Source organism: Burkholderiales bacterium (genome assembly GCA_015075645.1).
Taxonomy (GTDB): Bacteria; Pseudomonadota; Gammaproteobacteria; order Burkholderiales; family Casimicrobiaceae; genus VBCG01.
In genome coordinates this window covers 83,631-110,108 of sequence record JABTUF010000007.1, presented here as the reverse complement: position 1 = coordinate 110,108, position 26,478 = coordinate 83,631, and the positions used below count along the sequence as shown (strand labels likewise).

Annotated in this window: 34 protein-coding genes; 18 read left to right on the top strand and 16 right to left on the bottom strand. The window is 69.6% G+C overall.

The genetic code is table 11. The annotated features are described in order from the left end of the window. Nucleotides 1-19: 19 nt before the first annotated feature. Nucleotides 20-655, bottom strand: a complete 636-nt coding sequence (locus tag HS109_18280) for a YeeE/YedE family protein (protein MBE7524314.1) — start codon at nucleotides 653-655, stop codon at nucleotides 20-22. Continuing rightward, on the bottom strand, nucleotides 652-1,143 hold the full coding sequence (locus HS109_18275; protein MBE7524313.1) for a YeeE/YedE family protein: 492 nt from the start codon (nucleotides 1,141-1,143) through the stop codon (nucleotides 652-654). Before HS109_18275 ends, HS109_18280 begins: the two co-directional genes overlap by 4 nt. A 121-nt stretch (nucleotides 1,144-1,264) precedes the next feature. Between HS109_18275 and HS109_18270 the strand changes: the two genes are divergently transcribed. Continuing rightward, entirely contained in the window at nucleotides 1,265-1,600 is a 336-nt protein-coding gene (locus HS109_18270) for a ribbon-helix-helix domain-containing protein (protein ID MBE7524312.1), read from the top strand. Nucleotides 1,601-1,615: 15 nt separating this feature from the next. On the opposite strand, the gene HS109_18265 is transcribed toward HS109_18270, so the two are convergent. The 4 genes from HS109_18265 to HS109_18250 are packed head-to-tail and all read right to left on the bottom strand — an operon-like array spanning nucleotide 1,616 to nucleotide 3,917. Continuing rightward, the gene (locus HS109_18265; GenBank protein ID MBE7524311.1) at nucleotides 1,616-2,140 is read right to left on the bottom strand and encodes a DUF1641 domain-containing protein; all 525 of its coding nucleotides are present in this window, start codon (nucleotides 2,138-2,140) and stop codon (nucleotides 1,616-1,618) included. 9 nt (nucleotides 2,141-2,149) lie between these two features. Next, nucleotides 2,150-3,283, bottom strand: coding sequence for an NAD(P)/FAD-dependent oxidoreductase (locus tag HS109_18260; GenBank protein MBE7524310.1), 1,134 nt, complete (start codon nucleotides 3,281-3,283; stop codon nucleotides 2,150-2,152). A gap of 13 nt (nucleotides 3,284-3,296) precedes the next feature. Further along, entirely contained in the window at nucleotides 3,297-3,527 is a 231-nt protein-coding gene (locus HS109_18255; GenBank protein MBE7524309.1) for a sulfurtransferase TusA family protein, read from the bottom strand. Next, complete coding sequence (locus HS109_18250) at nucleotides 3,528-3,917, bottom strand: DsrE family protein (GenBank protein MBE7524308.1); 390 nt, start codon at nucleotides 3,915-3,917, stop codon at nucleotides 3,528-3,530. 649 nt (nucleotides 3,918-4,566) lie between these two features. Between HS109_18250 and HS109_18245 the strand changes: the two genes are divergently transcribed. From HS109_18245 to HS109_18235, 3 genes are read left to right on the top strand one after another with little or no spacing between them, the layout of a single operon-like run. Continuing rightward, the gene (locus HS109_18245; GenBank protein ID MBE7524307.1) at nucleotides 4,567-4,794 is read left to right on the top strand and encodes a sulfurtransferase TusA family protein; all 228 of its coding nucleotides are present in this window, start codon (nucleotides 4,567-4,569) and stop codon (nucleotides 4,792-4,794) included. A 51-nt stretch (nucleotides 4,795-4,845) separates the two neighbouring features. After that, nucleotides 4,846-5,325, top strand: a complete 480-nt coding sequence (locus tag HS109_18240) for a DsrE/DsrF/DrsH-like family protein (protein MBE7524306.1) — start codon at nucleotides 4,846-4,848, stop codon at nucleotides 5,323-5,325. Between the two features lie 40 nt (nucleotides 5,326-5,365). Beyond that, a complete protein-coding gene (locus tag HS109_18235) occupies nucleotides 5,366-6,706 on the top strand; it encodes an outer membrane protein transport protein (GenBank protein MBE7524305.1) in 1,341 nt (446 codons plus the stop codon). Nucleotides 6,707-6,807: 101 nt separating this feature from the next. On the opposite strand, the gene HS109_18230 is transcribed toward HS109_18235, so the two are convergent. The 10 genes from HS109_18230 to HS109_18185 form a co-directional block, all read right to left on the bottom strand. Continuing rightward, on the bottom strand, nucleotides 6,808-7,851 hold the full coding sequence (locus HS109_18230; GenBank protein ID MBE7524304.1) for a hypothetical protein: 1,044 nt from the start codon (nucleotides 7,849-7,851) through the stop codon (nucleotides 6,808-6,810). Continuing rightward, nucleotides 7,848-8,291 (bottom strand): hypothetical protein, encoded by a 444-nt coding sequence (locus tag HS109_18225; protein MBE7524303.1) that lies wholly within the window; start codon nucleotides 8,289-8,291, stop codon nucleotides 7,848-7,850. Before HS109_18225 ends, HS109_18230 begins: the two co-directional genes overlap by 4 nt. 23 nt (nucleotides 8,292-8,314) lie before the next feature. Then, nucleotides 8,315-8,539: a hypothetical protein gene (locus HS109_18220; GenBank protein ID MBE7524302.1), complete on the bottom strand. Its 225-nt coding sequence runs from the start codon at nucleotides 8,537-8,539 to the stop codon at nucleotides 8,315-8,317. 29 nt (nucleotides 8,540-8,568) lie between these two features. Continuing rightward, on the bottom strand, nucleotides 8,569-8,931 hold the full coding sequence (locus HS109_18215) for a S24 family peptidase (GenBank protein MBE7524301.1): 363 nt from the start codon (nucleotides 8,929-8,931) through the stop codon (nucleotides 8,569-8,571). Nucleotides 8,932-8,936: 5 nt separating this feature from the next. Further along, on the bottom strand, nucleotides 8,937-10,445 hold the full coding sequence (locus tag HS109_18210) for a 2Fe-2S iron-sulfur cluster binding domain-containing protein (protein MBE7524300.1): 1,509 nt from the start codon (nucleotides 10,443-10,445) through the stop codon (nucleotides 8,937-8,939). A 99-nt stretch (nucleotides 10,446-10,544) separates the two neighbouring features. After that, nucleotides 10,545-11,507 carry a TauD/TfdA family dioxygenase gene (locus tag HS109_18205; protein MBE7524299.1) on the bottom strand — a complete coding sequence of 321 codons (963 nt, stop codon included), beginning with the start codon at nucleotides 11,505-11,507 and terminating at the stop codon, nucleotides 10,545-10,547. A gap of 2 nt (nucleotides 11,508-11,509) precedes the next feature. Continuing rightward, entirely contained in the window at nucleotides 11,510-12,115 is a 606-nt protein-coding gene (locus tag HS109_18200; GenBank protein ID MBE7524298.1) for a hypothetical protein, read from the bottom strand. Between the two features lie 76 nt (nucleotides 12,116-12,191). Continuing rightward, on the bottom strand, nucleotides 12,192-12,692 hold the full coding sequence (locus tag HS109_18195) for a sulfurtransferase TusA family protein (protein ID MBE7524297.1): 501 nt from the start codon (nucleotides 12,690-12,692) through the stop codon (nucleotides 12,192-12,194). Nucleotides 12,693-12,781: 89 nt separating this feature from the next. Further along, entirely contained in the window at nucleotides 12,782-13,393 is a 612-nt protein-coding gene (gene cas6, locus HS109_18190) for a type I-MYXAN CRISPR-associated protein Cas6/Cmx6 (GenBank protein ID MBE7524296.1), read from the bottom strand. Beyond that, complete coding sequence (locus HS109_18185; GenBank protein ID MBE7524295.1) at nucleotides 13,380-13,634, bottom strand: hypothetical protein; 255 nt, start codon at nucleotides 13,632-13,634, stop codon at nucleotides 13,380-13,382. The genes cas6 and HS109_18185 overlap by 14 nt, the downstream gene beginning before the upstream one ends. A gap of 322 nt (nucleotides 13,635-13,956) precedes the next feature. Between HS109_18185 and dsrA the strand changes: the two genes are divergently transcribed. The 14 genes from dsrA (at nucleotide 13,957) to HS109_18115 (ending at nucleotide 26,430) form a co-directional block, all read left to right on the top strand. Then, on the top strand, nucleotides 13,957-15,252 hold the full coding sequence (gene dsrA / locus HS109_18180) for a dissimilatory-type sulfite reductase subunit alpha (GenBank protein ID MBE7524294.1): 1,296 nt from the start codon (nucleotides 13,957-13,959) through the stop codon (nucleotides 15,250-15,252). Between the two features lie 10 nt (nucleotides 15,253-15,262). Then, complete coding sequence (dsrB, locus tag HS109_18175) at nucleotides 15,263-16,339, top strand: dissimilatory-type sulfite reductase subunit beta (protein MBE7524293.1); 1,077 nt, start codon at nucleotides 15,263-15,265, stop codon at nucleotides 16,337-16,339. Nucleotides 16,340-16,354: 15 nt separating this feature from the next. Continuing rightward, nucleotides 16,355-16,714, top strand: a complete 360-nt coding sequence (gene tusD / locus HS109_18170) for a sulfurtransferase complex subunit TusD (protein ID MBE7524292.1) — start codon at nucleotides 16,355-16,357, stop codon at nucleotides 16,712-16,714. 84 nt (nucleotides 16,715-16,798) lie between these two features. Beyond that, entirely contained in the window at nucleotides 16,799-17,170 is a 372-nt protein-coding gene (gene tusC / locus HS109_18165; protein MBE7524291.1) for a sulfurtransferase complex subunit TusC, read from the top strand. 13 nt (nucleotides 17,171-17,183) lie between these two features. Then, entirely contained in the window at nucleotides 17,184-17,480 is a 297-nt protein-coding gene (dsrH, locus tag HS109_18160; protein MBE7524290.1) for a sulfurtransferase complex subunit TusB, read from the top strand. Nucleotides 17,481-17,526: 46 nt separating this feature from the next. Then, complete coding sequence (locus HS109_18155; protein ID MBE7524289.1) at nucleotides 17,527-17,862, top strand: TusE/DsrC/DsvC family sulfur relay protein; 336 nt, start codon at nucleotides 17,527-17,529, stop codon at nucleotides 17,860-17,862. Nucleotides 17,863-17,917: 55 nt separating this feature from the next. After that, a complete protein-coding gene (locus HS109_18150; protein ID MBE7524288.1) occupies nucleotides 17,918-18,646 on the top strand; it encodes a respiratory nitrate reductase subunit gamma in 729 nt (242 codons plus the stop codon). A gap of 2 nt (nucleotides 18,647-18,648) precedes the next feature. Next, the gene (locus HS109_18145) at nucleotides 18,649-20,178 is read left to right on the top strand and encodes a (Fe-S)-binding protein (GenBank protein MBE7524287.1); all 1,530 of its coding nucleotides are present in this window, start codon (nucleotides 18,649-18,651) and stop codon (nucleotides 20,176-20,178) included. A 29-nt stretch (nucleotides 20,179-20,207) separates the two neighbouring features. Further along, nucleotides 20,208-22,181 (top strand): NAD(P)-binding protein, encoded by a 1,974-nt coding sequence (locus tag HS109_18140; protein MBE7524286.1) that lies wholly within the window; start codon nucleotides 20,208-20,210, stop codon nucleotides 22,179-22,181. Between the two features lie 5 nt (nucleotides 22,182-22,186). Continuing rightward, nucleotides 22,187-22,618, top strand: a complete 432-nt coding sequence (locus HS109_18135; GenBank protein MBE7524285.1) for a hypothetical protein — start codon at nucleotides 22,187-22,189, stop codon at nucleotides 22,616-22,618. 47 nt (nucleotides 22,619-22,665) lie between these two features. Next, nucleotides 22,666-23,343 carry a 4Fe-4S dicluster domain-containing protein gene (locus tag HS109_18130; GenBank protein MBE7524284.1) on the top strand — a complete coding sequence of 226 codons (678 nt, stop codon included), beginning with the start codon at nucleotides 22,666-22,668 and terminating at the stop codon, nucleotides 23,341-23,343. A gap of 13 nt (nucleotides 23,344-23,356) precedes the next feature. Beyond that, nucleotides 23,357-24,556 (top strand): polysulfide reductase NrfD, encoded by a 1,200-nt coding sequence (nrfD, locus tag HS109_18125; GenBank protein ID MBE7524283.1) that lies wholly within the window; start codon nucleotides 23,357-23,359, stop codon nucleotides 24,554-24,556. Nucleotides 24,557-24,570: 14 nt separating this feature from the next. Further along, complete coding sequence (locus tag HS109_18120) at nucleotides 24,571-26,013, top strand: cobyrinate a,c-diamide synthase (protein ID MBE7524282.1); 1,443 nt, start codon at nucleotides 24,571-24,573, stop codon at nucleotides 26,011-26,013. Between the two features lie 39 nt (nucleotides 26,014-26,052). Continuing rightward, nucleotides 26,053-26,430 carry a TusE/DsrC/DsvC family sulfur relay protein gene (locus tag HS109_18115; GenBank protein MBE7524281.1) on the top strand — a complete coding sequence of 126 codons (378 nt, stop codon included), beginning with the start codon at nucleotides 26,053-26,055 and terminating at the stop codon, nucleotides 26,428-26,430. The last annotated feature ends 48 nt before the right edge of the window (nucleotides 26,431-26,478 follow it).

The window sequence follows — 26,478 nt, the reverse complement described above, 5'->3', positions numbered from 1 at the left end:
TCGCTCCTTCGCGACGGCGTCAGGCGCCCTGCGCCGAGGTTTCCCGCTGATGCTCGTCGTGCTTCTGCTGCTGCGCCCGCTCGCGGCGCAGGATCGTCCGGTAGATCGCGAGCAGCACGGCGAACTGGATCAGCCCGAAGAAGATGGCCGGGACGCCGAGCTTGTCCTGGAGCGTGCGCGCGTTCGCGAACCCGAGCTGGAGGGCGGGCAGGTTCGGCTGGCCGGTCATCGTCTGCGGCGCCGGCGGCCACCAGTTCCACGACCAGGCGAGCGAGAACAGGAACATCCCGACGAACGTGAACACCAGCGCCCAGAGGGCGCCGAGGTTGCCCTCGCCGGTCTTGACCCACGTCGAGACCGTGCAGGCGCCGGCGAGCACCATGCCGATCCCGAACAGGAACAGGCCGGCGAACGTGTTGAGCCCGACGTCGAATTCCATCGGATGGCCGGCGCCGAGGCTCATGAAGCCGGTGAACGCGACGGTGAGGATCATCATCGCCATCAGCATCGCCTTGGTGTTGCGGTAGGTCTTGAACATGATGGCGTCGCGCAGCGCCGCGGTGTTGCAGAAGCGCGAGCGCTGCATCAGGAGCCCCACGACCGAGCCGAACACGAACGCGACCAGGCACTCGACGACCGGTGTCATGAACGTCACCCCTCCAGGAGCTTCTTGTAGACGAGCGACCCGACCCAGGCCCCGGCGAGGATCCCCGAGATCGCCAGGTAGCCGCCCATGTTCATCTCCGGCAGCAGGCCGAAGAACGTCGACACGTTGCAGATGTACGCCATGCGGATCCCGATGCCCATCAGGAGCCCGCCGACGGTGATCATCAGCCACTCGGAGGCGCGGCGCGGCATGCGCAGGTAGAACTCCTTCGAGAGCAGCGCGCCGATGAACGCGCCGAACAGCATGCCGAGGCTGATGTAGATCTTCCAGTAGTCGGCGCGCGGCGGGAAGACGATGTTCCAGAACGGGATCCGCTCGAGGTCGTCGCCGACGACCGCCTTGGCCATGAGCCCGGTCATCATCGTCTCGCCGCCGCCGACGGTCCACGCGCCGAGCAGCAGGAACAGGAAGACGTCGAGCACGGCGATCGCGGCGAGCGCGAACACCGGATCGAGCGTCTTGCGGAAGAACTCCATGGCGTCTCCTCGCCCCCGGAGCGGCCGGTGCCCCGGGCGCCGTTTCGAGTATGCTGACGATTCTAGAAGGGTCGCCGTGGTCCGGGGTGGTATTTGTTGCCAACGCGCGGGGGGAGGGCGGGTGAAGATCTACACCGAGATCAACGACGTGCTGGACCACATGTTCAACGCCTGCACGACGTCGCAGCTGAGCGAGTTCATCCCCGAGAAGCGCGGCTTCCGGATCCACGGCCACAGCACGACGATCTGCCTCGAACGGGCCTTCTGGAACGTGCTGGACGACATGGCGAAGGAGTCGCGGCTCACGCTTCCGCGCCTGATCGAGCGGGTGCACGACGGATGCCTCGTCGCGAACGACAAGAACATCGCCTCGTGCCTGCGCGTGATCTGCCTCAAGTACCTGAACGTCTACAGCAGCGGCCCGGCCGCCCGAGCGGACCTGTCGCGGGTGGCGTAGCCGGGGCGAAGCGACCTACCCCTTGCGGAACGCGCGCCCGAACGCGAGCAGGAAGCGCAGCGTCTCCTGGTTCTCCGGCTGGCGCATGAGCGCCCAGACGCCGCCGAAGCCTCCGGTGGCGGCGGGTTCGCCCGCCATCGTCCGGTTGGCGGTCTCGAGCGCCCGAAGCGTGCGCTCGAGCACGTCGGAGAGCCGCTCGATCGAGCCGACCAGCCGGTCGAGCCCCGCGCGATTCAACCGGTCCATCATCGAGAGCGATTCCGCCACCGTGCCGGCGAGGCGAGACACCATCTCGTCGGTCAGCGAGTCCTGCGCGGCGCCGTAGGTGCGCGCGAGCTGCACGAGCCGTTCGAGGTCCCCGTTGGCGACGAGCTGCGAGATCGCGGGCAAGGCGCCGGCGACGCCCGAGCGATTCACCTTGTCGAGGAGATCGAGGCCTTCGGCCGCCGTGGCCGAGAGGCGGCCCACCATCTCGTCGGTCAGCGAGTCGCGCGCCGCGGCGACGATCCGCTCGAGTTCCATTGCCTGGGCGTCGTCCATGGCTGCCTCCTACAGAAGCCCGCGGGCGCTGGTCCAGTAGAGCTTGTTGTAGGCCATCTTGAACCAATGCACCGCCTTGGTGGGCGCCTTGGGATCGGGCGGCGTGGTGTAGTTGAACTGCGCGTAGGTGGCGCGGTCCTTGCCCACCTCGATGAAGCAGAACACCTTGCCGTCGTGCTCGCGCACCGGGCTGCCGAGCTTCACGATCGCGGCGATGTTCTCGCCGAGCGTCTCGGCCTGGTAGTGCACGGTCGAGCCCGCCTTGCTGATCGGTATGTTGGTCGTGTCGCCGATCACGTAGACGTTCTTGCGCCCCTCCATCGTGAGCTTCGCCTTGTCGGTCGGGATGAAGCCGCCGGCGCCGAGCTTGTTCGCCTCGATCACCTCCATGCCCTTGTGCGCCGGCACGGTGATGAGGAGGTCATAGCGCGCCTCGCCGCCTTCCTCGCTCCGCACGATCTGCTTGGCGCCGTCGACTTCCTTCATGTTGAAGAAGGTCTCGTAGGTGATGCCCAGGCGGTCCATCTCGGGAGCGGCCCACTTGGCGACGTTTTCCAGGCTGTGCACGCGCCCGACCGGGTAGGTGTAGTGCAACTCGACCTTGTCGCGGATCCCGCGATCCTTGAAGTAGTCGTGAAGCATGAACACGATTTCGAGCGGGGCCATCGGGCACTTGTGCGGCACGCCGACCGCGATCACCACGCGGCCGCCCTGGAAACCCTGCAACCGCTTGAACATCTTGAGCGCCGCGGCCTCGGTGTAGAAATTCTCGGCGTGTTCGGCGAGGCCGGGAATCATCACGGGCACCGCGCGCGAACCGGTGGCGATGACCAGGATGTCGTAGACGTGCGTCTTGCCTCCCTTGGTCTTGACCCGGTTGTGGTCGAGTTCGAAGGTCTCCACCGGATCGACCTGGAAGTCGATGCCCGGTTCGAGGAGGCTCGCCTGATCGCGGTAGAGCTCGTCGGGCGTCATGCGTCCGAGACAGAGATACAGGAGACCCGGCTGGTACATGTGCTTGTCCGACGCCGAGAGCATCGTGAGCTGCACCTTGCCCGCGCGCATCTCGGCGGCGAGCCGCCGCGCCAGGTTGTTGCCCAGGATCGTGCCGCCCATGCCGCCACCGACGATCAGGATCTTCATCTCGTCTCCTCCTCTATTTCGTCTTCTTCAGCGCGATGTGCCAGACGCCTGCTTCCTCCCGGCTGTCGATGAGTTCGTGGCCCACCTTGCGCACCCACTCGGGAATGTCGCTCGCCGACCCCTTGTCGGTCGACAGCACCTCGAATTCCTCGCCCACCTGGGCGAACTTCAGCCGGGCGATCAGTTCCATGAGCGGGCCCGGACAGAAGCTGCCGCGCGCGTCGATGACGACTCTCTCGGTCATTCAGAAACTCCACACCTGTGCGCCCTCGGCGTCGGCGAGGAAGCGGGTGAGTCCCAGGGGTTCCCCGAGCCAGGGCTCGAGTTCCGAGCGCTCGATGGCGAGCACGTCCATGGCCATCGAGCAGGGATGGACCTTCGCGTCGCCGAGATCGACCGCGCTCTGGAAGAGGCTCTTGAACCCCGGTGCGTTCTTGCCGGCGAGTTGCCGGCCGAACGACCCCTCCGCTTCCGGCGCGGAGGCGCCGCGACGGAAGTACTGCAGCGCGTTCATCGACAGGAACACGGTGACGGCGTTGCCGCTCACCGCGCCGACGGAAGCCATCATCGCCGCCATGTGCAACCGCTCGAGCGTTCCGGACACGACGACGATGCTGATCTTGCTCGTGGTCATGGCGCAGGTTCGAAGTGCGGACGGTTTCCTGGAAACTCGCGCGGACGAGGCGGTGCAGGTCGACGCACGGGCGCATCGCGATGCCGCCGCGCCGTGAACCTCGAGCGGGGCACTCGCGTCGATCGTACTCGGCCCGTCGCGCGACGGCAAGACCGCGTGGTTGACCCACGCGTCGCGCGCATGCAGCGACACGACGCGCATCGTCACGCGCTGCGAACAATCGGATTCGCAGGCATCGCAGCGGCACCCGATGCGCTGCCCGCAACATCACCGTCGCGCCTGTCCTTGGCCACCTGACGCCGCGAGTCGTTCGGATGCTTGATTCAGATCAAGTTCAGCGACGCCCATGTCGTCTGGCCGCCCCAGGAGAACCTCCCAACGGCGCTCGATGCGCCGCCACCGAAAACACCGCCGCTTCTGACCTCTGTCAACTGACTCCTGACTCCTGACCACGGCATCCCCCATTCGGGTAGCAGGGTCTTACCCGACTTGGTTATAGACCCCCCGAACGGAGCCGCGCCTAATGCGCGATATCCTGACGGGGTCCGGAGGTGCGCCTGGCATGTCCGGAGAACCCGCGGTCCGGTTCGGGGCTTCCCGGCGGCGCCGCTCGAGCCGAATCGAACGAGGAGACACGATCGTGACCACCATGCACCACGACAAGGAACTGGACGCCCGCGGCCTGTCCTGCCCGCTGCCGATCCTGAAGACGAAGAAGGCCCTGAACGACCTCGCCTCCGGCCAGGTGTTGAAGGTCGTCTCGACCGACCCGGGTTCGGTCAAGGACATGCAGGCGTTCTCGAACCAGACCGGCAACCCGCTCGTGTCGCAGGCCGAACAGGGGAAGGAGTACGTGTTCTTCCTGAAGAAGAAGTAGCAGGCGCGAGCGCGCGACGCCCCGGAATTCCCCGCCAGCGGAAGGACTGACATGGACGAGCCCCGCCCGAAGAAGATGGCCATCATCGCGAGCAAGGGCACGCTCGACATGGCGTATCCGCCGTTCATCCTCGCGACGACCGCCGCCGCGCTCGGCTGGGAAGTCAGGATCTTCTTCACCTTCTACGGCCTGCAGTTGCTGCGCAAGAGCCTGAAGCGCATCAAGATCAGCCCGCTCGCGAACCCGGCGATGCCGATGCCGGTGCCGATGCCCGTGCTCGTCAGCGCGATCCCGGGGATGCAGGACATGGCGACGGCGATGATGAAGCAGAAGATCAGGAAGCACGGCGTCGCCTCTCTCGAGGACCTGCGCAACCTGTGCCTCGAGTCGGGCGTCACGCTGATCGCCTGCCAGATGACGATCGACCTGTTCGAGTTCGAGCGGAGCGAGTTCATCGACGGCATCGACCTCGGGGGCGCGGCGACGTTCCTCGAGTTCGCCGGCGAGGCGGACGTCACGCTGTTCATCTGATGCAGGGAAGGACCGCAATCACCGGGAACGGGGGGAGACCATGAACGGATTCCGACTGACGACGTTGTGCCTCGCGCTCGCGGGCCTCGCGGTCGCGTCAGGGCCCGCGCGAGCCACCGACGGCTATTTCGCGCACGGCTACGGCATGAGATCGCTCGGCATGGGTGGTTCGGGCGTCGCCGTGGCGCAGGAACCGTTCGGCGGCGCGCTCAACCCCGGAGCGATGTCGTTCCTCGACTCCAGCATGTGGGAGGCGGGCCTCGTGTGGTTCAACCCGCAGCGCGACGCCTCGCGCAGCGGCTCGGGTCCGGCGAACATCGACGGGCAGAGCACCAGCGGCAGCGAGAATTTCTTCGTGCCGGAGATGGGAATCCACTGGCGCTACAGCCCGACCGTGGCGTTCGGCGTCACCGTGTTCGGCAACGGCGGCATGAACACCGACTACGGCGGCGGCGAGATTCCCGCGGCCTCCGCCTGCGCGTCGTTCAACCCGAATCCCGGTCCGTACAACCTGCTGTGCGGCAACGGCAAGCTCGGCGTCGACCTGATGCAACTGATGATCGCGCCGTACCTGTCCTGGCAGTTCACGCCGGGCCACTCGATCGGCGTCGCGCCGGTCGTCACCTACCAGCGCTTCGAGGCCGAGGGCGTCCAGGCGTTCGACAACCCGATGCTGTCGACGAGCCCGGGGAACGTGACCAACCGCGGCACCGACGACAGTTGGGGCATCGGCGTGCGCGTCGGCTACATGGGGCAGATCAACAAGTTCCTGTCGATCGGCGTCGCGTACGCGAGCAAGGTCGACATGGACGAGTTCGGCAAGTACCGCGGGCTGTTCGCGCAGTCGGGCGGATTCGACATCCCGTCGTCGCTCGTCGCCGGCTTCGCCGTCACGCCGGACGACCGCTGGACGATCGCGCTCGACTTCGAGCGGATCTGGTACAGCGACGTCGACTCGGTGCACAACCGCAGCGCGCTGATCCTCAACTGCGCCGGCGGCGACGCGGGCGCCTGCCTCGGCGGGAGCGGCGGCGCGGGCTTCGGCTGGCAGGACGTCGACGTCTGGAAGTTCGGCGTCCAGTACCGGCTGAACGACCGCTGGACGCTGCGCGGCGGCTACAACCACACGGACAACCCGATCCAGCCGCAGGACGTGACGTTCAACATCCTCGCCCCCGGCGTGATGAAGAGCCACTGGACGCTCGGCGCGACCTGGAAGATCGACGCGGTGTCCGAACTCACCGGCACGTTCATGTACGCGCCGCGCGAGGAGGTGACCGGCACGAGCCTGTTCGTGCCCTTCGGTGCGCCGCCGACCACGACCGAGACGATCGGCATGCGGCAGTACGAACTCGGCATCGGCTACCAGCGGCGGTTCTGAGCGCGGTTCAGCGGGCGGTTGGCAGTTGACAGTTGGCAGTGGCGGCGGAGTCTCCGGTGGCGGCGCGTCGAGCGCCGATGCCCGGTCCTCGAGGGGCGAGGCTAGAACCGGAACGCGTCCGAGGTCGAGAGGTCGTCGACTGAGCGCTCGCCGTCACCGGCGGTGAGGGCATCGACCACCTGGACGCAGGCGCGGCGCCAGTGCTCCGCTCCGGCCGCGGCCGTGTCGAGCAGCGCGTCGCCCCGGTCGCCGTCGAGCCAGGCGCGGTAGGCGAGGAGCGCGCGCGGAAAGAGTTCGCGGCGCATGCCGTCGAGGCCGGCGAACCACAGGTGCAGCGACGCCCGGGCGTCGCGCCGCACGAGTTCCGGCAAGGTCACGAGGCAGTCGGCGAGGTGGTCGCGCGCCGCGCGCATGACGATCGAGGTGCGGCGACGCTTCGCCTCGCTCAGCGAACGCTCCCACGCCGGTCCGAGCCAGGTCGCGGCCTCGCGCTCGCCCAGTTCGTGCAGGATGAGCGTCTCGGTCTCCGCATCGACCATGCGCTGCAACGCCGCGGCGGATCCGGCGTCGAAGCCGTGCGCGTCGAGCGCCGACTTGAGCGCGCCATCGCCACGCCGCACGCCCCAGGCCTCGGCCATGTCCCACAGCACGCGGGCGAGCGACTCGCGGCGGACGTAGATCGTGTCCCCCCGCGTCGCGGCCGGCGCGGCGTCGAGGTCGCGCGCATGCTCGCGGCCGGCGACCAGCACACGCGATCCGTGGCGCCGCTCGTTGCGCTCCAGCGCCGCGACGAAGAACTGCGGCTTGCCGAAGCGGCCGATCCCGGCGCCGTAGACGAGTCCCTCGGGCAGGAGCGTACGGTTCACCGCGTCGGCGTCCCAGGGATCGACGAGTTCGCCGCCGACGGGGAGCGGCCGGTAGTCCTCGCCCGCGAGCGTCTCCCACTCGGCTTCCCGCGCGGTGAGCCAGGCGCCGACTTCGTCGCGGGCGAGCGGCGCACCCTGCGCCATGCCCCGCTCCCAGCGGAAGTGCTCGCGCATCGCGAGCAGGTAGGTGCACATCGTCATCTCGCGTGCGTGGCGTGCGTCGGAGATCGCGCAGTTCCGGCGCACGGCGGCGACGAGTTCGGCGCGCGGCGGGCTCACCGGCCCTCCGGCGCGTGACGCCGCCGACCCTGCCAGCGGACCACCGCGGCGACGATGTCCGGCCACGGCAGGTCGGAGAGGCAGCCGTGCCTCGCGATCGCCCCCGCGACGAGCCGACGCACGTCGTCCTCGAGGACGCCTGCGCCCATGTGCAGCCCGGTGATGCCGCCGCACTGGAGCTTCGTCACGACGGCGTGCGGCGGCGGCGCGCCAGGGGGAAGCTTCAGCGCGAAGAGCGCGCGTTCGCGCAGCAAGCTCGCGAAGGAGGTGCAGTCCGCATGCGCGGCGGGCGACGCGCATCCGATCGCCTCGCGCTCGGCCAGCGCGACGCGCACCGAGGTCGCGCACCCGGCGCACCGCGACAGGAGCGCGGCCTCGAACATGCAGCGTCGTTCGACCGTGGCGAGTCGCGCTTCCCGGTAGGCCGCTTCGTCGACCACGTCGCACCGGCTCCGCTTTGCGACTACTCGTCGCCCTCGAGGCCGGGCCTGGGCGCGCGCTCTTGCGTGAGCAACGCCTCGGCGTCGGCGTCGGTCTCGGCGAACACGACCTTGACGGTCATGTCGGGCGGGAGGCCGGGGTCGACGCGAAGCGCCTTCGCGCGGACGGAGGCGTCCTTGAACGACGCGTACGCATCGACGCGGTCGAGCCCTCCGTAGCGATGGATGCGGTAGACGAAGTAGGGCAAGGGACGGTCTCCTTTGTGATCTCGCGCCATCACTCGACGTAGCGCTTGGCGGCGCGGCGGCGTCCGGGCAGGCTCTTCTGGATCACGACGCCCCGCACCGGCGCGAGGTCGGGAATCGCGACCGCGGGGGTGGCCGGGTCGAGCGCCCGAAGCTCCCATCCGGCCGTGGTCCGGGCGAGCTGGCGCAGCGTCCATCCGTCCGCGAGTTGCGCGACGACGAACGAGCCGTCGGTGGCGTGTCCCTCCGGCTCGACGACCACGATCTCGCCTTCCGAGAATTCGGGCGCCATGCTGTCGCCCAGCACCATCAGCACGAAAGGTTCGGCGGCGGAACAGTCGTCGGATTCCTCGCCCGCCACGGGCACGATCGGTATGCGCTTAGACGACGACATGGTGGTCACAGCACCAGCGCGCGCAGCCGCGCCGCGGGCACGCCGGCGTTCGCGAGTCTCGCGCAGGCCGCGTCGACGAACGCGACGGGTCCAGCGACATAGACGTCGTGCTTCGGCAGGTCGAGCGCTTCGGCCATGCGGGAGGCGAGGGCCTCGGCACCCTCGGCCGCGTCGGCGGCCTGGTGCGCTTCGTAGCGGAAGGCGTCGAACGCGGCCGCCCACGCGCGGCACTGGTTCGCGTGGTAGTGCCCGTCGGACCGGGTCGCCAGCCAGTCGAGCGACATCGCTGGCGCGGCGTCGACCGCGATCGCATGCTCGATCAGGCTCTTGATCGGGGCGTAGCCCGTGTCGCAGGCGACGAACGCGAGCGGCCGCCCGGTGTCCTCGGCGAGCACGAAATCGCCGGACGGCCCCCACAGCCGCAGCGCGTCGCCCGGCCGGAACGCACCGTCGAAGAACATCGTCGCAAGCGCATCGCGCGCATCGCGCGCCACGTGGAAGTGCAGGTTGCGATCGTCGCAGGGGCAACTCGCGATCGGCCAGGTCGCGTGCGCGTCCGTGTCCGCCGCGCCGCCGTAGAGCGTCGCGCTCTGGCCGGCGAGGAAGCGCAGCCGGCTGCCGCGCGGCGTCTGGACGTGGACCAGCAGCGTGTCGGGCGCGAGCGGCGCCACCGATCGCACGCGGACCTCGACCTCCTGCTCCGGGATCTCGGACGGACCCTGCGCTTCGAGCGTCTCGATCACGATCTCGCTCGACGCGGCCGAATGCGCGCACAGGAGCGTGTGACCCTGCAGGCGTTCGGCCTCCGACAGCGGGTAGTCGAAGGGCATCGTCTTCACGACTTCACCCGACACCACGCGCGCCTTGCACAGGCCGCAGGTTCCGTTGCCGCAGCCGTAGGCGAGCTTGAGTCCGGCCTTGAGTCCCGCCTGCAGCAGCGAATCGCGGCCCTCGACGAAGAACACGCGGCCGCTCGGCCGCACCGTGACCTCGGCCGACACGATCTTGAGCATGTCGTCCATGACGGTCAGCGCGTCGACCGGGCCGGTCGCGAGCACGCGCGCGAGGCCGAGGTCGAGTTCGGCGGCGAGTTCGGCGAGCGCGCCGGCCGGCGCCGCGCGGCCGAAACCCTCGATGCGCTCGCGCAGCGCCACGACGAGTTCGTGGTAGCGCGAAAGATGCGCGCGCGCATCCGCGAGTTCGCGGCTCTGGGCGAAGAGCCGCTGCGCGAGCACCTCCTGCGGCGGCAGCACGCGCTCCTGGACGCGCCGGCCGAACGCTTCCTCGCGGACCTTGGCGGTGCGCTCGAACGCGCCGGAGTCTTCCGGGCGCCAGTCCGGATAGAGCCGCGCGAGGGCGTCCAGCGAGACCAGGCCATCATTGGACGCGAGCCGTCCGTCGGCCACTTCGCGCTGCAGGACGCCGCGCGGCACGCCGATCAGGCGCGCCGCCCGCGACAACGTCACCCAAGGCGTCATCGTGCCTCCGCCGATCGAGCCCTCGACGGCGAGCATACCGCGGGTTCGCGCCGGCGCTTCGACGCGCGCGCCGCCCCGTTTCGAGCACCGCGGCGCGCGAGCGCCGCCGGTCCGTCGCGCGACCTGCCTGCGGGATCATCGCTTCGTTCCGTGGCCGCCGATGCCGTCGCCGGTCAGCGGGGCGACGCGGTCGTGGTAGCGCGCGCGGTAGATGAGGCGCGGCTGCCGCGGATCGTCGGTGAATCCCGAGCGGTCGTGCAGCACGTTGTTGCACAGGAGCCCCATGCCGGGCTCGAGCGTGATCCGGTGAATGAACGGCGACGGGGTCGCGAGCAACCGCTCCAGCGCGGCCACCGCCGCCCGCACGTCGGGATCGGCGTGCCACTTGATGCTGCGCGTGCGCGCCGTGTAGCGCATGTGCAGATGTCCGGTGCGCTCGTCGACCGAGAACACCGGCCCCGACTGCGCGGGCCGCGCGACGCCGTCCTCGTCCTGCCGCTCGGGGATCGTCATCGCGTCGGGACGCGAGAGCGCGCGCACGTGGGCGGGGTCCGCGTCGTGCAGGAGCAGGAACGCGATCTCCGGGTCCATCAACGCGTTCTCGCCGCCCTCGGCCGCCCGCGCGACGCAGTGGAGCACCATCGCGCGGATCGTGCGCTCCGCCGGATGGTAGTAGCCGTCGGTGTGCCAGCGGATCGGCCGGTTGGTGTAGGGGATGAACAGGGCGCGACCGCCGCCCTCCGCCACGGTCACCCGGCTGATGCCGTCGTCGTCGGCGAGCCAGTTGCGGTCCAGATGGACGAGTCCGCACTGCGCCGCGAGGAGCCGCGGCAGGTCCTTGTCGGCACTTCGGTCGCCTGTGGCGTAGACGGCCATGTTGGCGCGGCTGCAGCGAGCGAGCAGCGCGTCGCGCTCGCCGGGCGTGAGCGCGCGCGGATCGCGGACCTCGACCACGAGGTCGGCGATGTCGGACGGGTAGTGGGCGAGCTTCCGCTCCCGAAACGCGCGCCACCCGCATTCGTCGTCCAGCCGGAACGGGGAGGGCGCCGGAGCGCGATCCGGGGCGCTTCCGCGGGCGAGCGTCGTGGCAGGGCGCATGGCTATTCGCCTGTCGTGCCCGTGTTCCGGCGCGCTCGGCGCGGCGCCTCGCCGAGGAGCCCCGCCATCGCCTTCTGCAGCATCTCGACCGCCTCGGGCGCCTCGACCTCGATCACCTGCGAGACGGCCCAGCTGCGGTCGGAAGCCTCCGGCAGAGTGTCCGCGAGGACATGGCCGAAGCCGCGGATGAAGCCGTAGTCGGGTCCGGCGTCGGTGAAGCCGCAATCGGCGTAGTCGGCGAAGCGTTCGTTGACGAGCGCGATGAAGCGCGCCTTGCATTCCGCGGCGTTCGCGCCGAGCAGATCGGCTTGGTTGCCGGCGAGCGTCTCGCCCGCGCGGTTGGCCGTCGCGGTCGTGAACGCCTCGCGCCAGTGGGCGTCGCGGTGGCCGTACGCGATGCGGTCGGCCGCGGCCACGAGGAACGCGAGGAACTCGGACAGGAACGCGAAGTACGCAGGGCCCGGCGGCAGGTCGTAGCCGGCGGCGCGCATGTTCTTGAGCGCGTTCTGCGCGACCCTCCAGACGATGAACGCCGCCGCGCCCGCGATCTCGGGCGCGTTCTTCGTCGCGTCCTCGCGGAACCACTGGCTCTTGATGCGGATCGCCAAGGCGGGTCAATCCTTCGCTTCCGCGATCCGGCGCCGACCTTGCACCGTGCGTCGACCCGGGGGCGCGGCCGGTGCGTCAGGGCTTGCGGAGGTAGAACGCATGCTCGCCCGCGCCGAGTTCCTCGGTGCGCCGCAGTTCGAATCCCGTCACCCGTGCCCAGTCGGTCACGTCGGCCACGACGCCGGGACAGTTGCTGACGAGCTTCAGCGTCTCGCCCGAGCGCATCCCGTTGAGGAGCTTCTTCGCCTCGACGATGGGCCCCGGGCAGACCGCGCCACGCAGGTCGAGCACCGCGTTCGCCTCGGGGGTCCCGGCGCGTCCGCGGCGGATGTAGTAGCCATGTCCGCGATCGGGCAGCTTCTCGGTCCGGGCGATGTGGTTGTCGGTGTGGCGCGACCACGCGAAGAGATCGTCGTGGGTGCCGGGACAGTCCGACAGGAGCAGCAGCACCTCGCCCGTCTGCATCGCGTCGATCAGCCGTTTCGCGCCGAGGAGCGGCGCGGGACAACTGGTCCCGCGCATGTCCAGCGTCATCGTCGGCTTGAGGTCGTTCGGCTTCGCGGCTTGGGTGGTCATGGTGTCTCTCCAGCCCGGCGCCGCGCAAGGCCGCGCCGGGCTCTTCCGTGGCCGCCGCCTCGCGGCAGGCCGGTCATCGTCACGCCCGCTCAGTCCCCGAGCGCGATGGCCTTGTGCGGCACGAAGATGCCACATCCGAGGTGACGGTGCGGTCCGATGCCTTCGCTCTGGATCCTGAGCGAATCCTCCGGCGCGAGGCCGTGCAGCGCCAGGCCGAACGCGGAGCGCACGCCCCCGCCGACCCCGAGTGCGCGCGCGCGGCCCGCAATGCACTTGCAACGCACTCCGGAGGTCGCGAGCCAACCGGAGACCTCGTCCTCGAAGGCCCGTTCGTCTTTCGCATCGCTCGAAACCCGGGCGGCGTAGAGGGTCGAACTCGGCGTCAGTTCGCGCGCCGCACCGCGCCCGGTGGTGAGCCCCGCCCCGACCGGGAGCCGGCGGCCGGCGAGCGCGAGGCTCGCCTCCGCCCGGTGTCCGGGCACTCGAAGCAGGAGGCGTGCGCGGCGAGCCACGAGCACCAGGCCCTGCGAGGTGGGCGCGGTCTTCAGCGGGTGGATACCCGCGGCCGGCTCCTGCGTCAGCCACGGCAGCCATTCCTCCACCGAGCGCGCGAGCGCCTCGGCGTGGTCGGACGGCAGGCTCGTGCCTTCCAACCCGAACACGACGTCGACGCCCGGCAGAGCCGCTTCATGCGCGGCCATGTCGATCCTCCGGGGTATCGGCGGGGACGGCGCCTTGTTGGCTGTCCGCCCAGCGCACCATGGCCTCGCCCCATCGCCGCGCGGTCGCGGGGTCCACGTCGAAGATCGTGAAGCGGGTTCGCTCGCGCACGCGAATCCGCAGGAGCGCCATCCCGCCGGCGTCATGGACCCATTGCTGCAGTTCGATCTCCTGGCCGCCCAGCGGCACCGTGAAGCGGTCGAGGCTCGTGACATCGGGCATGCGCGGACCCTGGGAATGACGCCCGATGGGCTGCGAAACGGCGCTGCGCGTCGCGGCCCGTCGTCCGTCGACGCCGCCCGCGTCGTTGCACCTGCCGCCGGGGCTGCGGACGTGCCATTGGGCGAGTTTCCCCTGCCGTCCGTCCATAGCCATGGCGAAGTATGGACCCCTACCCATCCGGGTAGTTTCCAGATTCCTCCTTTCGGCTTATTCAGGGATAGCCGGCCGGAGCAGTGGCGGCGGCGACCGGCCGTCCGTAGCATGGCGGACGATCCGGCGCCCGTGCAGTGTCGCGTGGCCGTACAAGCGAGGAGGCGAGAACATGGCAAAGCCGATGCACCCCACCCCGAATCTCGACGCGCTGGAGCCCGGCCCGTGGCCGAGCTTCGTGACCGGATTGAAGCGGCTCGCGCAGGACAAGGACTACGTGGTCGACCTGCTCGGCCAGCTCGAGCACTCGTACGTCACCCGCAAGGGGTACTGGAAGGGCGGCACCGTCGGCGTGTACGGCTACGGCGGCGGCGTGATCCCCCGGTTCACCGAGGCGAAGGACGAGACCGGCAAGCCGATGTTTCCCGCCGCGGCCGAGTTCCACACGCTGCGCGTGATGCCGCCGGCCGGGATGCACTACAACACCGACGTGCTGCGCAAGATGGCCGACATCTGGGAGCAGCACGGCTCGGGGCTCATCGCGTTCCACGGCCAGTCCGGCGACATCATGTTCCAGGGCGCGACCAGCGAGAACGTGCAGCCGGCCTTCGACGCGATCAACGAACTCGGCTTCGACCTCGGCGGCGCCGGTCCCGCGGTGCGGACCGCGATGTCCTGCGTCGGAGCGGCCCGCTGCGAGCAGTCCTGCTACGACGAGGCGCGCGCCCACCGTGCGGTGATCAATACCTTCCTCGACGACATCCACCGGCCGTCGCTGCCCTACAAGTTCAAGTTCAAGTTCAGCGGCTGCCCGAACGACTGCATGAACTCGATCCAGCGCGCCGACATGGCGATCATCGGCACCTGGCGCGACAACATCCGCACCGACGAGGCGCTCGCGCGCAAGTGGTTCGCGAAGCACGGCATGAACGAACTCGTGAACGACGTCGTCGCGCGCTGCCCGACCAAGACCATCCGCCTGAAGGAAATCAGGGACCTGAAGCCGGGCGACTCGGTGTCGACCGTCGCCGTGTCCGACACGCACGGCCTCGAGATCGAGAACCGCGATTGCGTGCGCTGCATGCACTGCATCAACGTGATGACCGGGGCGCTCGCTCCCGGCAAGGACAAGGGCGCGACGATCCTCGTGGGCGGCAAGCGCACGCTGAAGATCGGCGACCTCATGGGGACGGTCGTCGTGCCGTTCATGAAGCTCGAGACCGACGAGGATCGCGAGAAGCTGATCGAGCTCGGCCAGAAGATCATCGACTTCTTCGCCGAGAACGCGCTCGAGCACGAGCGCACCGGCGAGATGATCGAGCGGATCGGCATCGTCAACTTCCTCGAGGCGGTCGACATCCCGATCGACCCGAACATGGTGAGCGCGCCGCGCACCAACCCCTACGTCCGCACCGACGGCTGGGACGAGGAGGTCGCGAAGATGAAGGCGTCGAAGAAGGTCGCGTGAGGAGAGCCCCATGGCACAACCGCAGATGAGACGCGCGATCGAGAGCGGCGTCCCCGACAACCAGCAGTTCCTGCACCCGCTGCTCAAGAAGAACTACGGCGACTGGAAGTACCACGACCGGCCGCGCCCGGGCGTGCTGCACCACGTCGCGCACTCGGGCGACGAAGTGTGGAGCGTGCGCGCCGGCACCCAGCGGCAGATGGACGTCCACACGATCCGCAAGCTCTGCGACATCGCCGATCGGTTCGCCGAGAGCCACGTGCGGTTCACCATCCGGTCGAACATCGAGTTCATGGTGTCCTCGGAGGCGAAGGTCGCCCCGCTGGTGGCCGAGCTCGAGCGGAACGGCTTCCCGGTCGGCGGCACCGGCAACTCGGTGTCGATGATCGCGCACACGCAGGGCTGGCTGCACTGCGACATCCCGGGCACCGACGCCTCGGGCGCGGTCAAGGCGCTGATGGACGAGCTGATCGACGAGTTCCGGCGCGAGGAGATGCCCAACCGCGTCCACCTGTCCACGTCGTGCTGCGAGATCAACTGCGGCGGCCAGGCCGACATCGCGATCATCATCCAGCACACGAAGCCGCCGAAGATCAACCACGATCTCGTGGCGAACGTCTGCGAGCGCCCGGCCGTCGTCGCCCGCTGCCCGGTCGCCGCGATCCGTCCGGCGCTCGTCAACGGCAAGCCCTCGCTCGAGGTCGACGAGAAGAAGTGCATCTGCTGCGGCGCGTGCTACCCGCCGTGCCCGCCGATGCAGATCAACGATCCCGAGCACTCGAAGTTCGCGATCTGGGTCGGGGGCAAGAACAGCAACGCACGGGCGAAGCCGACGTTCATGAAGATGGTCGCCGCGGGAATTCCCAACAACCCGCCGCGCTGGCCCGAGGTCTCCGAGATCGTGAAGAAGATCCTCTACACCTACAAGGACGACGCGCGGCCGTGGGAGCGGCTGTCCGACTGGGTCGAGCGCATCGGCTGGCCGCGGTTCTTCGAGAAGACCGGGCTCCCGTTCACCAAGTATCTGATCGACGACTGGCGCGGCGCGCGCGTGAACCTGAACGCGTCGGCCCACATCCGGTTCTGACCGCGGGGCCCGCGCATGAAGTTCGGCATCCTCGTCAACGAAGGCCCGTACCAGCACCAGGCCGGCGACTCCGCCTACCAGTTCTGCCAGGCAGCCCTCGCGAAGGGGCACGAGATCCACCGCGTGTTCTTCTACCACGACGGCGTGAACAACGCGTCGCGGCTGACCGAGCCGCCGCAGGACGACCGCAACATCGTCTCGCGCTGGTCGAAGCTCGCCGCCGAGCACGGCATCGACCTCGTCGTCTGCGTCGCGGCCGCGCTCCGCCGGGGCATCCGGGACGAGAACCTCGCGCCGGGGTTCCGGATCTCGGGGCTCGGGCAGCTCGTCGAGTCGGGCATCCAGTCGGACCGGATGGTGGTCTTCGGTGATTAGCGCCGGGGCGCGAGACCGTCCGGAGCGACGGGCCGTCCGCGGCGGCCCGCGCCACCGCCAGCGTCGTTCCGCGAGGGTCCCGTCATGACCGAAGGCGTCGCCAAGAAGTTCATGTTCGTCAACCGCAGCGCGCCCTACGGCACGATCTACGCGCTCGAATCGCTGGAGGTCGTGCTGATCTCGGCGGCGTTCGACCAGGACGTGTCGCTGGCGTTCGTCGACGACGGCGTCTGGCAGTTGAAGCGCGGCCAGCAGACCAAGGGGATCGGGATCAAGAACTTCTCGCCCACCTACCGCGCGCTCGAAGGCTACGACGTCGAGAAGCTCTACGTCGAGCGCGAGTCGCTCGAGGCGCGCGGGCTCGCCGAAGAAGACCTGATCGTCGAGGTGACCGTGCTGTCGTCGGCCGAGATGGGCAAGCTGATGGACGAGCAGGACGTCGTCCTCTCGTTCTGATCCGGAGGATCGCGTGCTCCACATCGTCAACAAGTCGCCGCTCGAGCGCCCGTCGCTCGAGGCGTGCCTGCGGATCGCGGAGCCGGGCGCGATCCTGCTGATCGAGGACGCCGTCTACGCCGCCGCGCGCGGCGGCGCGGCGGCTGCGCGCATCGCCGAAGCGGCGAAGCGCCACAAGGTCTACGTGCTGCTGCCCGACGCCGAGGCGCGCGCCGTGGCCGACCGGCTGGTCGACGGCGTCGCGACCGTCGACTACGGCGGCTTCGTCGATCTCGTCGTCGAACATCGGAACTGCCAATCCTGGCTTTGAGCCTTACGCACCGACTTCCCCCCGCACCCGCAAGAAGGAGAGCGCCATGCCCATGATCGAAGTGAACGGCAAGAGCTACGAGACCGACGAGGAGGGCTATCTCGTCAACCTCGCCGACTGGAGCGAGGACGTCGCGAACCACATCGCGGCGACCGAGAACGTCGACATGTCGCAAAACCACTGGGAGGTCGTCAACTTCCTGCGCAAGTACTACGACGAATACCAGGTCGCGCCGGCGGTCCGCGTGCTGACCAAGGCGATCGGCAAGCAGCTCGGACCCGAGAAGGGCAACAGCGCCTACCTGTACGAGCTGTTCCCGTACGGCCCGGCGAAGCAGGCGTGCAAGATCGCCGGCCTGCCGAAGCCGACCGGTTGCGTCTGACGCGGCCGGGAGGCGCCACCGCGCGCGGGTCGACGACCGCCGACCTCCGGTGCCGATGACGGCCACGTTCCTCGCCATCCTGCTTTCCGTCGCCGCTGTGGTGTTCGTGGCCGGCGTCGGGACGCGCGTGTGGGATTACGCACGCACGCCGGCGCCGCTCAAGATCCCGACCACGCCGGCGCCGGTCACCCGCGGCGGCGTGGCGCTGCGGATGCTGCGCGAGGTGGTGCTGTTCGAGAGCCTGTTCCGCGGCAATCTGTGGACCTGGATGTTCGGCTGGCTCTTTCACGCCGGCCTCGCGCTCGTGCTGCTGCGGCACCTGCGCTACTTCGTCGAGCCGGTTCCGGCATGGGTGGCGTTCATCCAGCCGTACGGCACCTGGGCCGGCGTCGCGATGGCGGCCGGGCTCGCCGGACTGTGGGCGCGGCGTTTCCTCGTGCCGCGCGTGCGCTACATCTCGACGCCGTCCGACCACCTGATGCTCGCGCTGCTGCTGGCGATCGCGCTCTCGGGACTCGCGATGACCTTCGTCGTGCACACCGACATCGTCGCGGTCAAGGCGTTCGCGCTCGGTCTCGTCCGGTTCGACTGGCAGGCGCTCCCCGGCGACCCGCTGATCGCGCTGCACCTCGCGCTCGTCGCGCTGCTCCTCCTCGTCTTCCCGTTCTCGAAGCTGCTGCACGCGCCCGGCGTGTTCTTCTCGCCGACGCGCAATCAGGTCGACGACCCGCGCGAGCGGCGCCACCTCGCGCCGTGGGCGGCGCGGCTCGACGCGGACCGCTAGCGATGGCCGCCGACGTCAAGGCCCCGCCGCTGCGGCCGTTTCCGGTGTCGCCCGAACTCGCGCCCGGCGCGATGGCCTCGTCGAAGCCGTACGCCGCGACCGCGAAGATGCAGGAGGCGATCGGCTACCCGGGCGAACTCGGCGAAGGGTGGCAGGAGCGCGCGCTGGGCAAGATGGGCGAACTCCTCGGGAAGTACCGCTCGCTCAAGGTGTACCTCGACGCGTGCGTGCACTGCGGAGCGTGCACCGACAAGTGCCACTACTTCCTCGGCACCGGCGATCCGCTCAACATGCCGGTCGCGCGGCAGGACCTGATGCGCAGCGTCTACCGGCGCCACTTCACGCTCGCCGGGAAGCTCTTCCCCCGGCTGGTGGGGGCGCGCGAGCTCACGAAGGACGTGTTCGACCAGTGGTACGCGTACTACAACCAGTGCTCCGAGTGCCGGCGCTGCTCGGTGTTCTGTCCCTACGGCATCGACACCGCCGAGATCACGATGGCCGGCAAGGAGATCATGGACGCGGCCGGTGTCGGCCAGAAGTACACCAACGAGATCATCGGCAAGGTCCACCGGATCGGCAACAACCTGGGCCTGCCCGGGCCCGCGCTCGCCGACACGCTCGAAGGTCTCGAGGAGGACGTGAAGGAGGAGAGCGGCGCCGACGTGCGTTTCCCGCTCGACCAGAAGGGCGCCGAGGTCCTGCTCGTCACGCCGTCGGCCGACTTCTTCGCAGAGCCGCACGTCGAGAGCCTGATCGGCTACGCGAAGGTCTTCCACGCGGCCGGCATCTCGTGGACGCTGTCGTCGCACGCTTCCGAGGCCGGCAACTTCGGACTGTTCATCGGCAGCTACGAGCAGCTTCGCACGATCGCGCTGCGCATCCGCGAGGCGGCGCTCGAGCTCGGGGTCAAGCGCATCGTGGTGGGCGAGTGCGGCCACGCGTGGCGCGTCGCCTACAGCATGTGGAACACGCTCGCGGGCATCGGCGCGGGTGGCGACGACGACTTCGCGGGCAAGCTCCAGCGCCAGCTCGACCCGCGCTACAAGCAGCCGATGCACATCTGCGAAGTCACGCACGATCTGATCTCGCACGGGGCGCTCACGCTCGACCGCGAGGCGAACGACCACCGCGTCGTCACCTTCCACGACTCGTGCAATGTCGCGCGCGCCTCGCGGATGGGCGACGCTCCGGGCGGCCAGTTCGAGATCCCGCGCGCGATCATCCGCGCGGTCGCGAATCACTACGTCGAGATGGCGCCCGGGACGACGCACGACGCGACCTTCTGCTGCGGCGGCGGCGGCGGACTCCTGACCGACGAACTCCTCGACCTGCGGGTCAAGGGCGCGCTCCCGCGCATGGAGGCGCTGCGGCAGGTGGCCGACGGACGGAGCGTCAATTTCATGGCGACGATCTGCGCGATCTGCAAGGCGCAGTTCACCAAGGTACTCCCGTACTACGGATTCAAGATGGGCATGGTCGGCGGTGTGCACCAGCTGGTGAGCACGGCCATCCGGCTCGGCGCGAAAGCGTAGGCCGGCAGCATCGATCGGAGGAAAGGCAGATGTCGAATCCCACCGCACCGCAGGAAACGAAGCTCTCGTTCCGCCGCTTTCGCGACGGCGAGTCGAACTGGGAGAGCTTCCGGGACAAGATCTTCCAGGCGAGCTGGACCCACAAGTGTCCGACCTACATCCAGTCGACGCCGCCCTGCCAGGGGAGTTGTCCGTCGGGAGAGGACATCCGCGGTTACCTCAACATCGTGCGGGGGATCGAGAAGCCGCCGATGGGCGCGGACGGCAAGCCCGCCATGTCGTGGCAGGAGTACGCGTGGCGGAGGTTGACCGACGCCAATCCGTTCCCGTCGGTGATGGGGCGCGTCTGCCCGGCGCCCTGCGAGACCGGATGCAACCGCAACGAGGTCGAGGACCACGTCGGGATCAACTCGGTCGAACATTTCCTCGGCGACTGGGCGAGCGCCAACCACATGGCCTACCGCGCGCCGGCGCAGTCGTCCGGCAAGAAAGTCGCGGTCATCGGCGGCGGTCCGGCGGGGCTCTCGTGCGCCTACCAGTTGCGGCGGAAGGGCCACGCGGTCACGATCTTCGACGAGCACGAGCACCTGGGCGGGATGATGCGCTACGGCATCCCGGGCTTCCGGACGCCGCGCGAGGTGCTCGACGCCGAGATCGGGCGCATCCTCGACCTCGGCGTCGAGACGCGGCTTCGCTGCCGCGTCGGCACCGACGTGACGATGGACCAGATCCGCGCGGAATTCGACGCGGTGTTCCTCGGCATGGGCGCTCAGTCCGGCCGCCCGTTGCCGGCGCCGGGAGGCGATGCGCCGAACGTCGTGACGGCGACCGCGTTCCTCAAGGCGTTCAACGACGGGCGCCTGCGGCACGTCGGCAAGCGGGTCGTCGTGATCGGCGGAGGCGACACCTCGATCGACGTCGCGACGGTGGCCCGGCGCCTCGGGCACATCGCCAACGCCAAGCCGACCGACTTCCCCGAACTGCAGATCGCGGGCCACCTCGCGCACGACGTCGCCGAAGTGTCGGCGAAGCAGGGCGCGGAGGTCGTGCTGACCAGCGTGTTCGGTGTCGACAAGATGCAGGCGAACAAGCACGAGATCGAGCAGGCGCTCGCCGAGGGGATCGCGATTCGCGGCGGACTCGCGCCGGTGTCGGTCGTGAAGGACGCGTCCGGCCGCGCGATCGCGCTCAAGGTCGCGCGCTGCGAGGCGAAGTTCGCCGGCGGGAAGCTCGAGATCAGGAACCTCGAAGGCACCGAGGAGGACATCCCGGCCGACCTGATCGTCTCGGCGATCGGCCAGGCGGTCGATTTCACCGGTCTCGCCGAGTTCGACAGCGGCAAGGGCAACGTCGCCGCCGACCGCAACTACCAGGTCGCCGGCAAGCCGGGCACGTTCGCGGGAGGCGACGTGATTCGGCCGCACCTCCTCACCACCGCCATCGGCCACGGCGCGATCGCCGCCGAGGGCATCGACCGGTTCTTGCGCGGCGAGGACCAGGAGAAGCGGCCGAAGGTCGACGTCCACGCGTTCGACCTCAAGCGGAAAATGGTCGAGCGCGGGCTCGCGTTCTCGGAGGCGACGGAGCCGATGCACGGCACCGACCGGTCGAACGTGGGGATCCACAACTACGACAATCGCTCCGACCGCTACGTGATCCCGCACGACGAGTTGTTCCTCGGGCACTTCACCTACACGCCGCGGAACCGCCGCGCGATCACGACGCTGACCAGGGAGAGCGCGCTCGGCAACTTCGAGGAGCGGCTCGCCGCGCTCACCGAGGCCGAGGTCGTCGCGGAAGCCAAGCGCTGCATGAGCTGCGGCCAGTGCTTCGAATGCGACAACTGCGTCGTCTATTGCCCGCAGACCGCCGTGGCGCGCGTGCCGAAGAAGGAGGCGACGATGGGCCGCTACGTCTACACCGACTACGACAAGTGCATCGGCTGCCATATCTGCAAGGACGTGTGCCCCACCGGCTACATCCAGATGGGCCTGGGCGAGTAGCGGGCATGGCGGGCGTTCGGGCAGGACGCGGTGCGCTGTGGCGCGGCGTGGCGAAGGCCGCGGCGGTCGCCGCGTTCGCCGGCGCTGCGCTCGCCGCCGACGCTCCGGCCACGCGCGTCCCGATGCCCGGCGTGTCCGCGCCGGCGGAGGGCAAGTGCGTCGAGGACACCGCGTTCATGCGCCGCAACCACATGCGGCTCCTCGTCCACCAGCGCGATCGCACCGTCCACGAAGGCATCCGGACCGAGCGGCACAGTCTCGCGAACTGCGTGTCCTGCCACGCGAGCCGCGAGGCCGGGCGCGTCACCGGCAGCAAGGAGGCGTTCTGCGAAGGCTGCCACCGGTACGCCGCGGTCAGGCTCGACTGCTTCGAGTGTCATGCCGACCGGCCCTCACGCACCGCGAGCGCGGCGGCGAATCCCGGAGGGCCGAAGTGATCGGCGTGGACGAGAAGCGCCGGAAGATCCTCGCGTGGGGCGCCGCGATGGCCGGCGTGACGCTCGCGCCGGGGGTCACGCTGTTCGATCTCGCGCACGGCCGCGCGCCGGACGAGCCCGCATCGTCGAAGGTCCGCTGGGGGATGCTCGTCGACCTCAACCGCTGCGCGTCCGACTGCGACGCCTGCGTGACCGCGTGCGACCGGGAGAACGGATTGCCCTCGGAGAAGACCGCGACCTCCGCACAGTGGATCCGCAAGGTCGAACTGAAGGACCTTCGCGGCGCGACGCGCTCGGTGCCGGTGATGTGCCAGCATTGCGCCGATCCGCCCTGCGTCGACGTCTGCCCGACCGGCGCCTCGTTCAAGCGCGCGGACGGCATCGTGCTGGTCGACCGCCACACCTGCATCGGCTGCCGCTACTGCATGATGGCGTGTCCGTACAAGGCGCGCTCGTTCGTGCACGAGCCGGTCACCGGCCAGCGCCCGGAGGTGCCGCGCGGCAAGGGCTGCGTCGAGTCGTGCACGCTGTGCGTCCACCGCATCGACCGTGGCGGTATCCCGGCCTGCGTCGAGGCTTGCGAGGCTACCGGCCACGAGGCGATCCTGTTCGGCGACCTGAACGATCCGCACAGCGAGATCGCGAAGCGCGTCGCCACGTATCCGACGACGGCGCTGCGCGCCGACCTCAAGCTCGATCCGGGCGTCCGCTACCAGGGCCTGTGAGGAGCGCGACGCGATGAGCCGGGCTGCCTTCTCGCGCTTCGAGACCCGCGGCTACTGGCTGCTGGTACTGGTCGGAGGTGCGGTCGCGCTCGCCGGGTTCCTCGCGGCGCACGCGATGGAGACCGAGGGCCACGTCATCACCGGCATGGACAACCAGGTGGTGTGGGGCATGCCGCACGTGTTCGCGATCTTCATGATCGTCGCCGCGTCCGGAGTGCTGAACGTCGCCTCGGTCGGATCGGTGTTCGGTCACGCGGTGTACAAGGCCCGCGCGCCGCTCTCGGGTCTCCTGTGCATCGCGCTCCTCGCCGGCGGTCTCTTCGTGCTGATGCTCGACCTCGGCCGTCCCGAGCGCGTCGTCGTCGCCGCCACGCACTACAACTTCCGCTCGGTGTTCGCGTGGAACGTGTTCCTCTACTCGGGCATGTTCGCCATCGTCGCGGTCTACCTGTGGACGCTGATGGAACGCAGGCTGGCGCCGTGGTCGAAGCCGGTCGGCATCGCCGCGTTCGTCTGGCGCATCGTGCTGACGTCGGGCACCGGCTCGATCTTCGCCTTCCTGGTCGCGCGGCAGGCGTACGGCACGGCGCTCCTGATCCCGCTGTTCCTCGCCATGTCGTTCGCGTGGGGGCTCGCCGTGTTCCTGGTGGTCCAGGCGACGATGTACGCGTGGAACGGTCTCTCGCTGCCCGCCGAGGCGGCGCGCCGCATGCGCCATCTGCTCGCGCTCTTCGTCGTGACCGTGGGCTTCCTCGTCGCGGCCTGCCACCTCGTGAACGGTTACTTCGCGAAGAACCTCGCGTTCGAGCGCTTCATCCTCGTCGACGGCGGCGTCTACCCGGCGCTGTTCTGGGCCGTCTACGTCGTCGCGGGAAGCGTGGTTCCGCTCGCGCTCCTCTGGCGGAGCGGGGCCACGACGCGCGACACCGTCGCGGCGGCGCTGCTCGTGATCGCCGGCGCGTTCGCGCTGCTCTACGTGTTCATCGTCGGCGGCCAGGCCTGGCCGCTCGAGATCTTCCCCGGCTACCGCACGTCGAGCACGTTCGGCGACGGCGCGATCGCGCACTACGCGCCGCGTGGGCCCGAGATCCTGCTGGGCTTCGGCGGGCTCGCCGTCGCGTTTCTCGTCACCGTCGTCGGCGTGCGCGTGCTGCGCTTCCTGCCGCAGGACGACTTCCCCGTGGCGCCCTCGACGGCGCCCGCCGGCCGGTGAACGCGAGCGGTCCGATCCGGTTCCTGGTCTCGGCGGCGCACAAGTCGTCGGGCAAGACCACCGTCAGCGCCGGCCTCGCCGCGGCGCTGACCGCTCGCGGCAAGGTGGTGCAGACGTTCAAGAAGGGTCCGGATTTCATCGATCCGATGTGGCTCACCGCGGCGTCAGGCCGGCGCTGCCGCAATCTCGACCCGTGGCTCTCGCCCGACGACGAGATCGTCGAGGCCTTCCGCCGGCACTCGGCGGGCGCGGACGTCGCGCTGGTCGAGGGCAACAAGGGGCTCTACGACGGCCTCGCGCTCGACGGCAGCAACAGCAACGCGGCGCTCGCGAAGACGCTCGGTTTGCCGGTCGTGCTCGTCATCGACGCGCGCGGCATGACGCGCGGCATCGCGCCGCTGATATTGGGTTACCAGGCGTTCGACCGCGACATCGCGATCGTCGGCGTGATCCTGAACAACCTCGGCGGCAGCCGGCACGAGGCGAAGCTCCGGGCGGTGATCGAGCACTACACCGATGTCTCGGTGGTCGGCGCGCTGCACCACGATCCGCGCCTGACGATTCCCGAACGCCATCTCGGCCTCGAGCCGGGCAACGAGGCGGACGACGTGCCCCGGCGCGTCGCCGGCCTGGGCGAGGCGGTCGGACGGCAGGTCGATCTCGAAGCGCTCCTGTCGCGGGCCGCCGTGGCGGGCCCCCTGCGCGCGCCGGAGGCTCCTGCATTCCCGCGCATGGCGCGCGAGAGCGCCGCCGCGCCGGAAGTGAGGATCGCGATCGCGCAGGACCGCGCGTTCGGCTTCTACTACGCCGACGACCTCGACGCGCTCCGCGCCGCCGGCGCGACGATCGTGCCGTTCGACACGCTCGCGGACGCCGACCTCCCGCCCTCCGACGCGCTCGTCATCGGCGGGGGCTTTCCCGAGCGTCACGCGCTCGCGCTCGAGGCGAACGCGGCGCTGCGCCAGCGCATCCGCGGCGCGATCGAGGCGGGACTGCCGGTCTACGCCGAGTGCGGCGGCCTCATGTACCTCGCCCGATCGATCACTTCGGAGGGACGGACCTGCCGCATGGTCGGGGCCATCCCGGGCGATGTCGTGATGCGCGACCGGCCAGTGGGCCGCGGGTACGTCGTGCTCGAGGAGTCCTCCGACTTCCCGTGGCCCCTCGGGGGCGGCGGCCGCACCGTGCGCGCGCACGAATTCCATTTCGCCTCGCTCGAGAACCTGTCGCCGGAGGTCCGCTGCGCCTACCGCGTGGTGCGCGGCCACGGCATCGACGGCGAGCGCGACGGCGTCGTCGTCGGCAACGTGCTCGCGTCGTTCTCGCACCTGCGCTCGACGCCCGATCGCGACTGGGCCGCGCGGTTCGTCGCGTTCGTGCGCGCGAGCGGTTACCGGCGGGACCCAGGCACCGCCCGCTTCGCGCCGCCACGCGGGCGCGAGGCGCTGATCGATTGACCGGGGCGCGCTGCCCCCTTGCATGGAGACTGGAACGCCATGAAGCACGCCCGCGCCACGGCCCCCGCCGCCGCCACCGACCACTTCGTCGAGGTCGACGGCAGGCGCATCGCGATCGACAGCGAGGGTTATCTCCTCGACCGGTCGCAGTGGAGCCCCGAGTTCGCACGCGCGCTCGCCCGGCGGGAAGGGCTCGAACTCACTCCCGCGCACTGGCAGGTGATCGAGTTCCTGCGCGACTACGAGGCGGAGCACGGCGTGCAACCGCAGGTCCGCGTGATGATCAAGGTGTTCACCGCGCGCTGGGGCGCGGAACGCGGATCGAACATGCATCTGCACGAGATGTTCCCGCGCGGCGGGCCGCAGAAGCAGGGCAATCGCCTGGCGGGCCTCCTGCGCACCAAGGGCGAGCATTGATGCCCGTGATCACGCGGCGGGGCGCGGGCGAATCCGTTTCGAGGTACC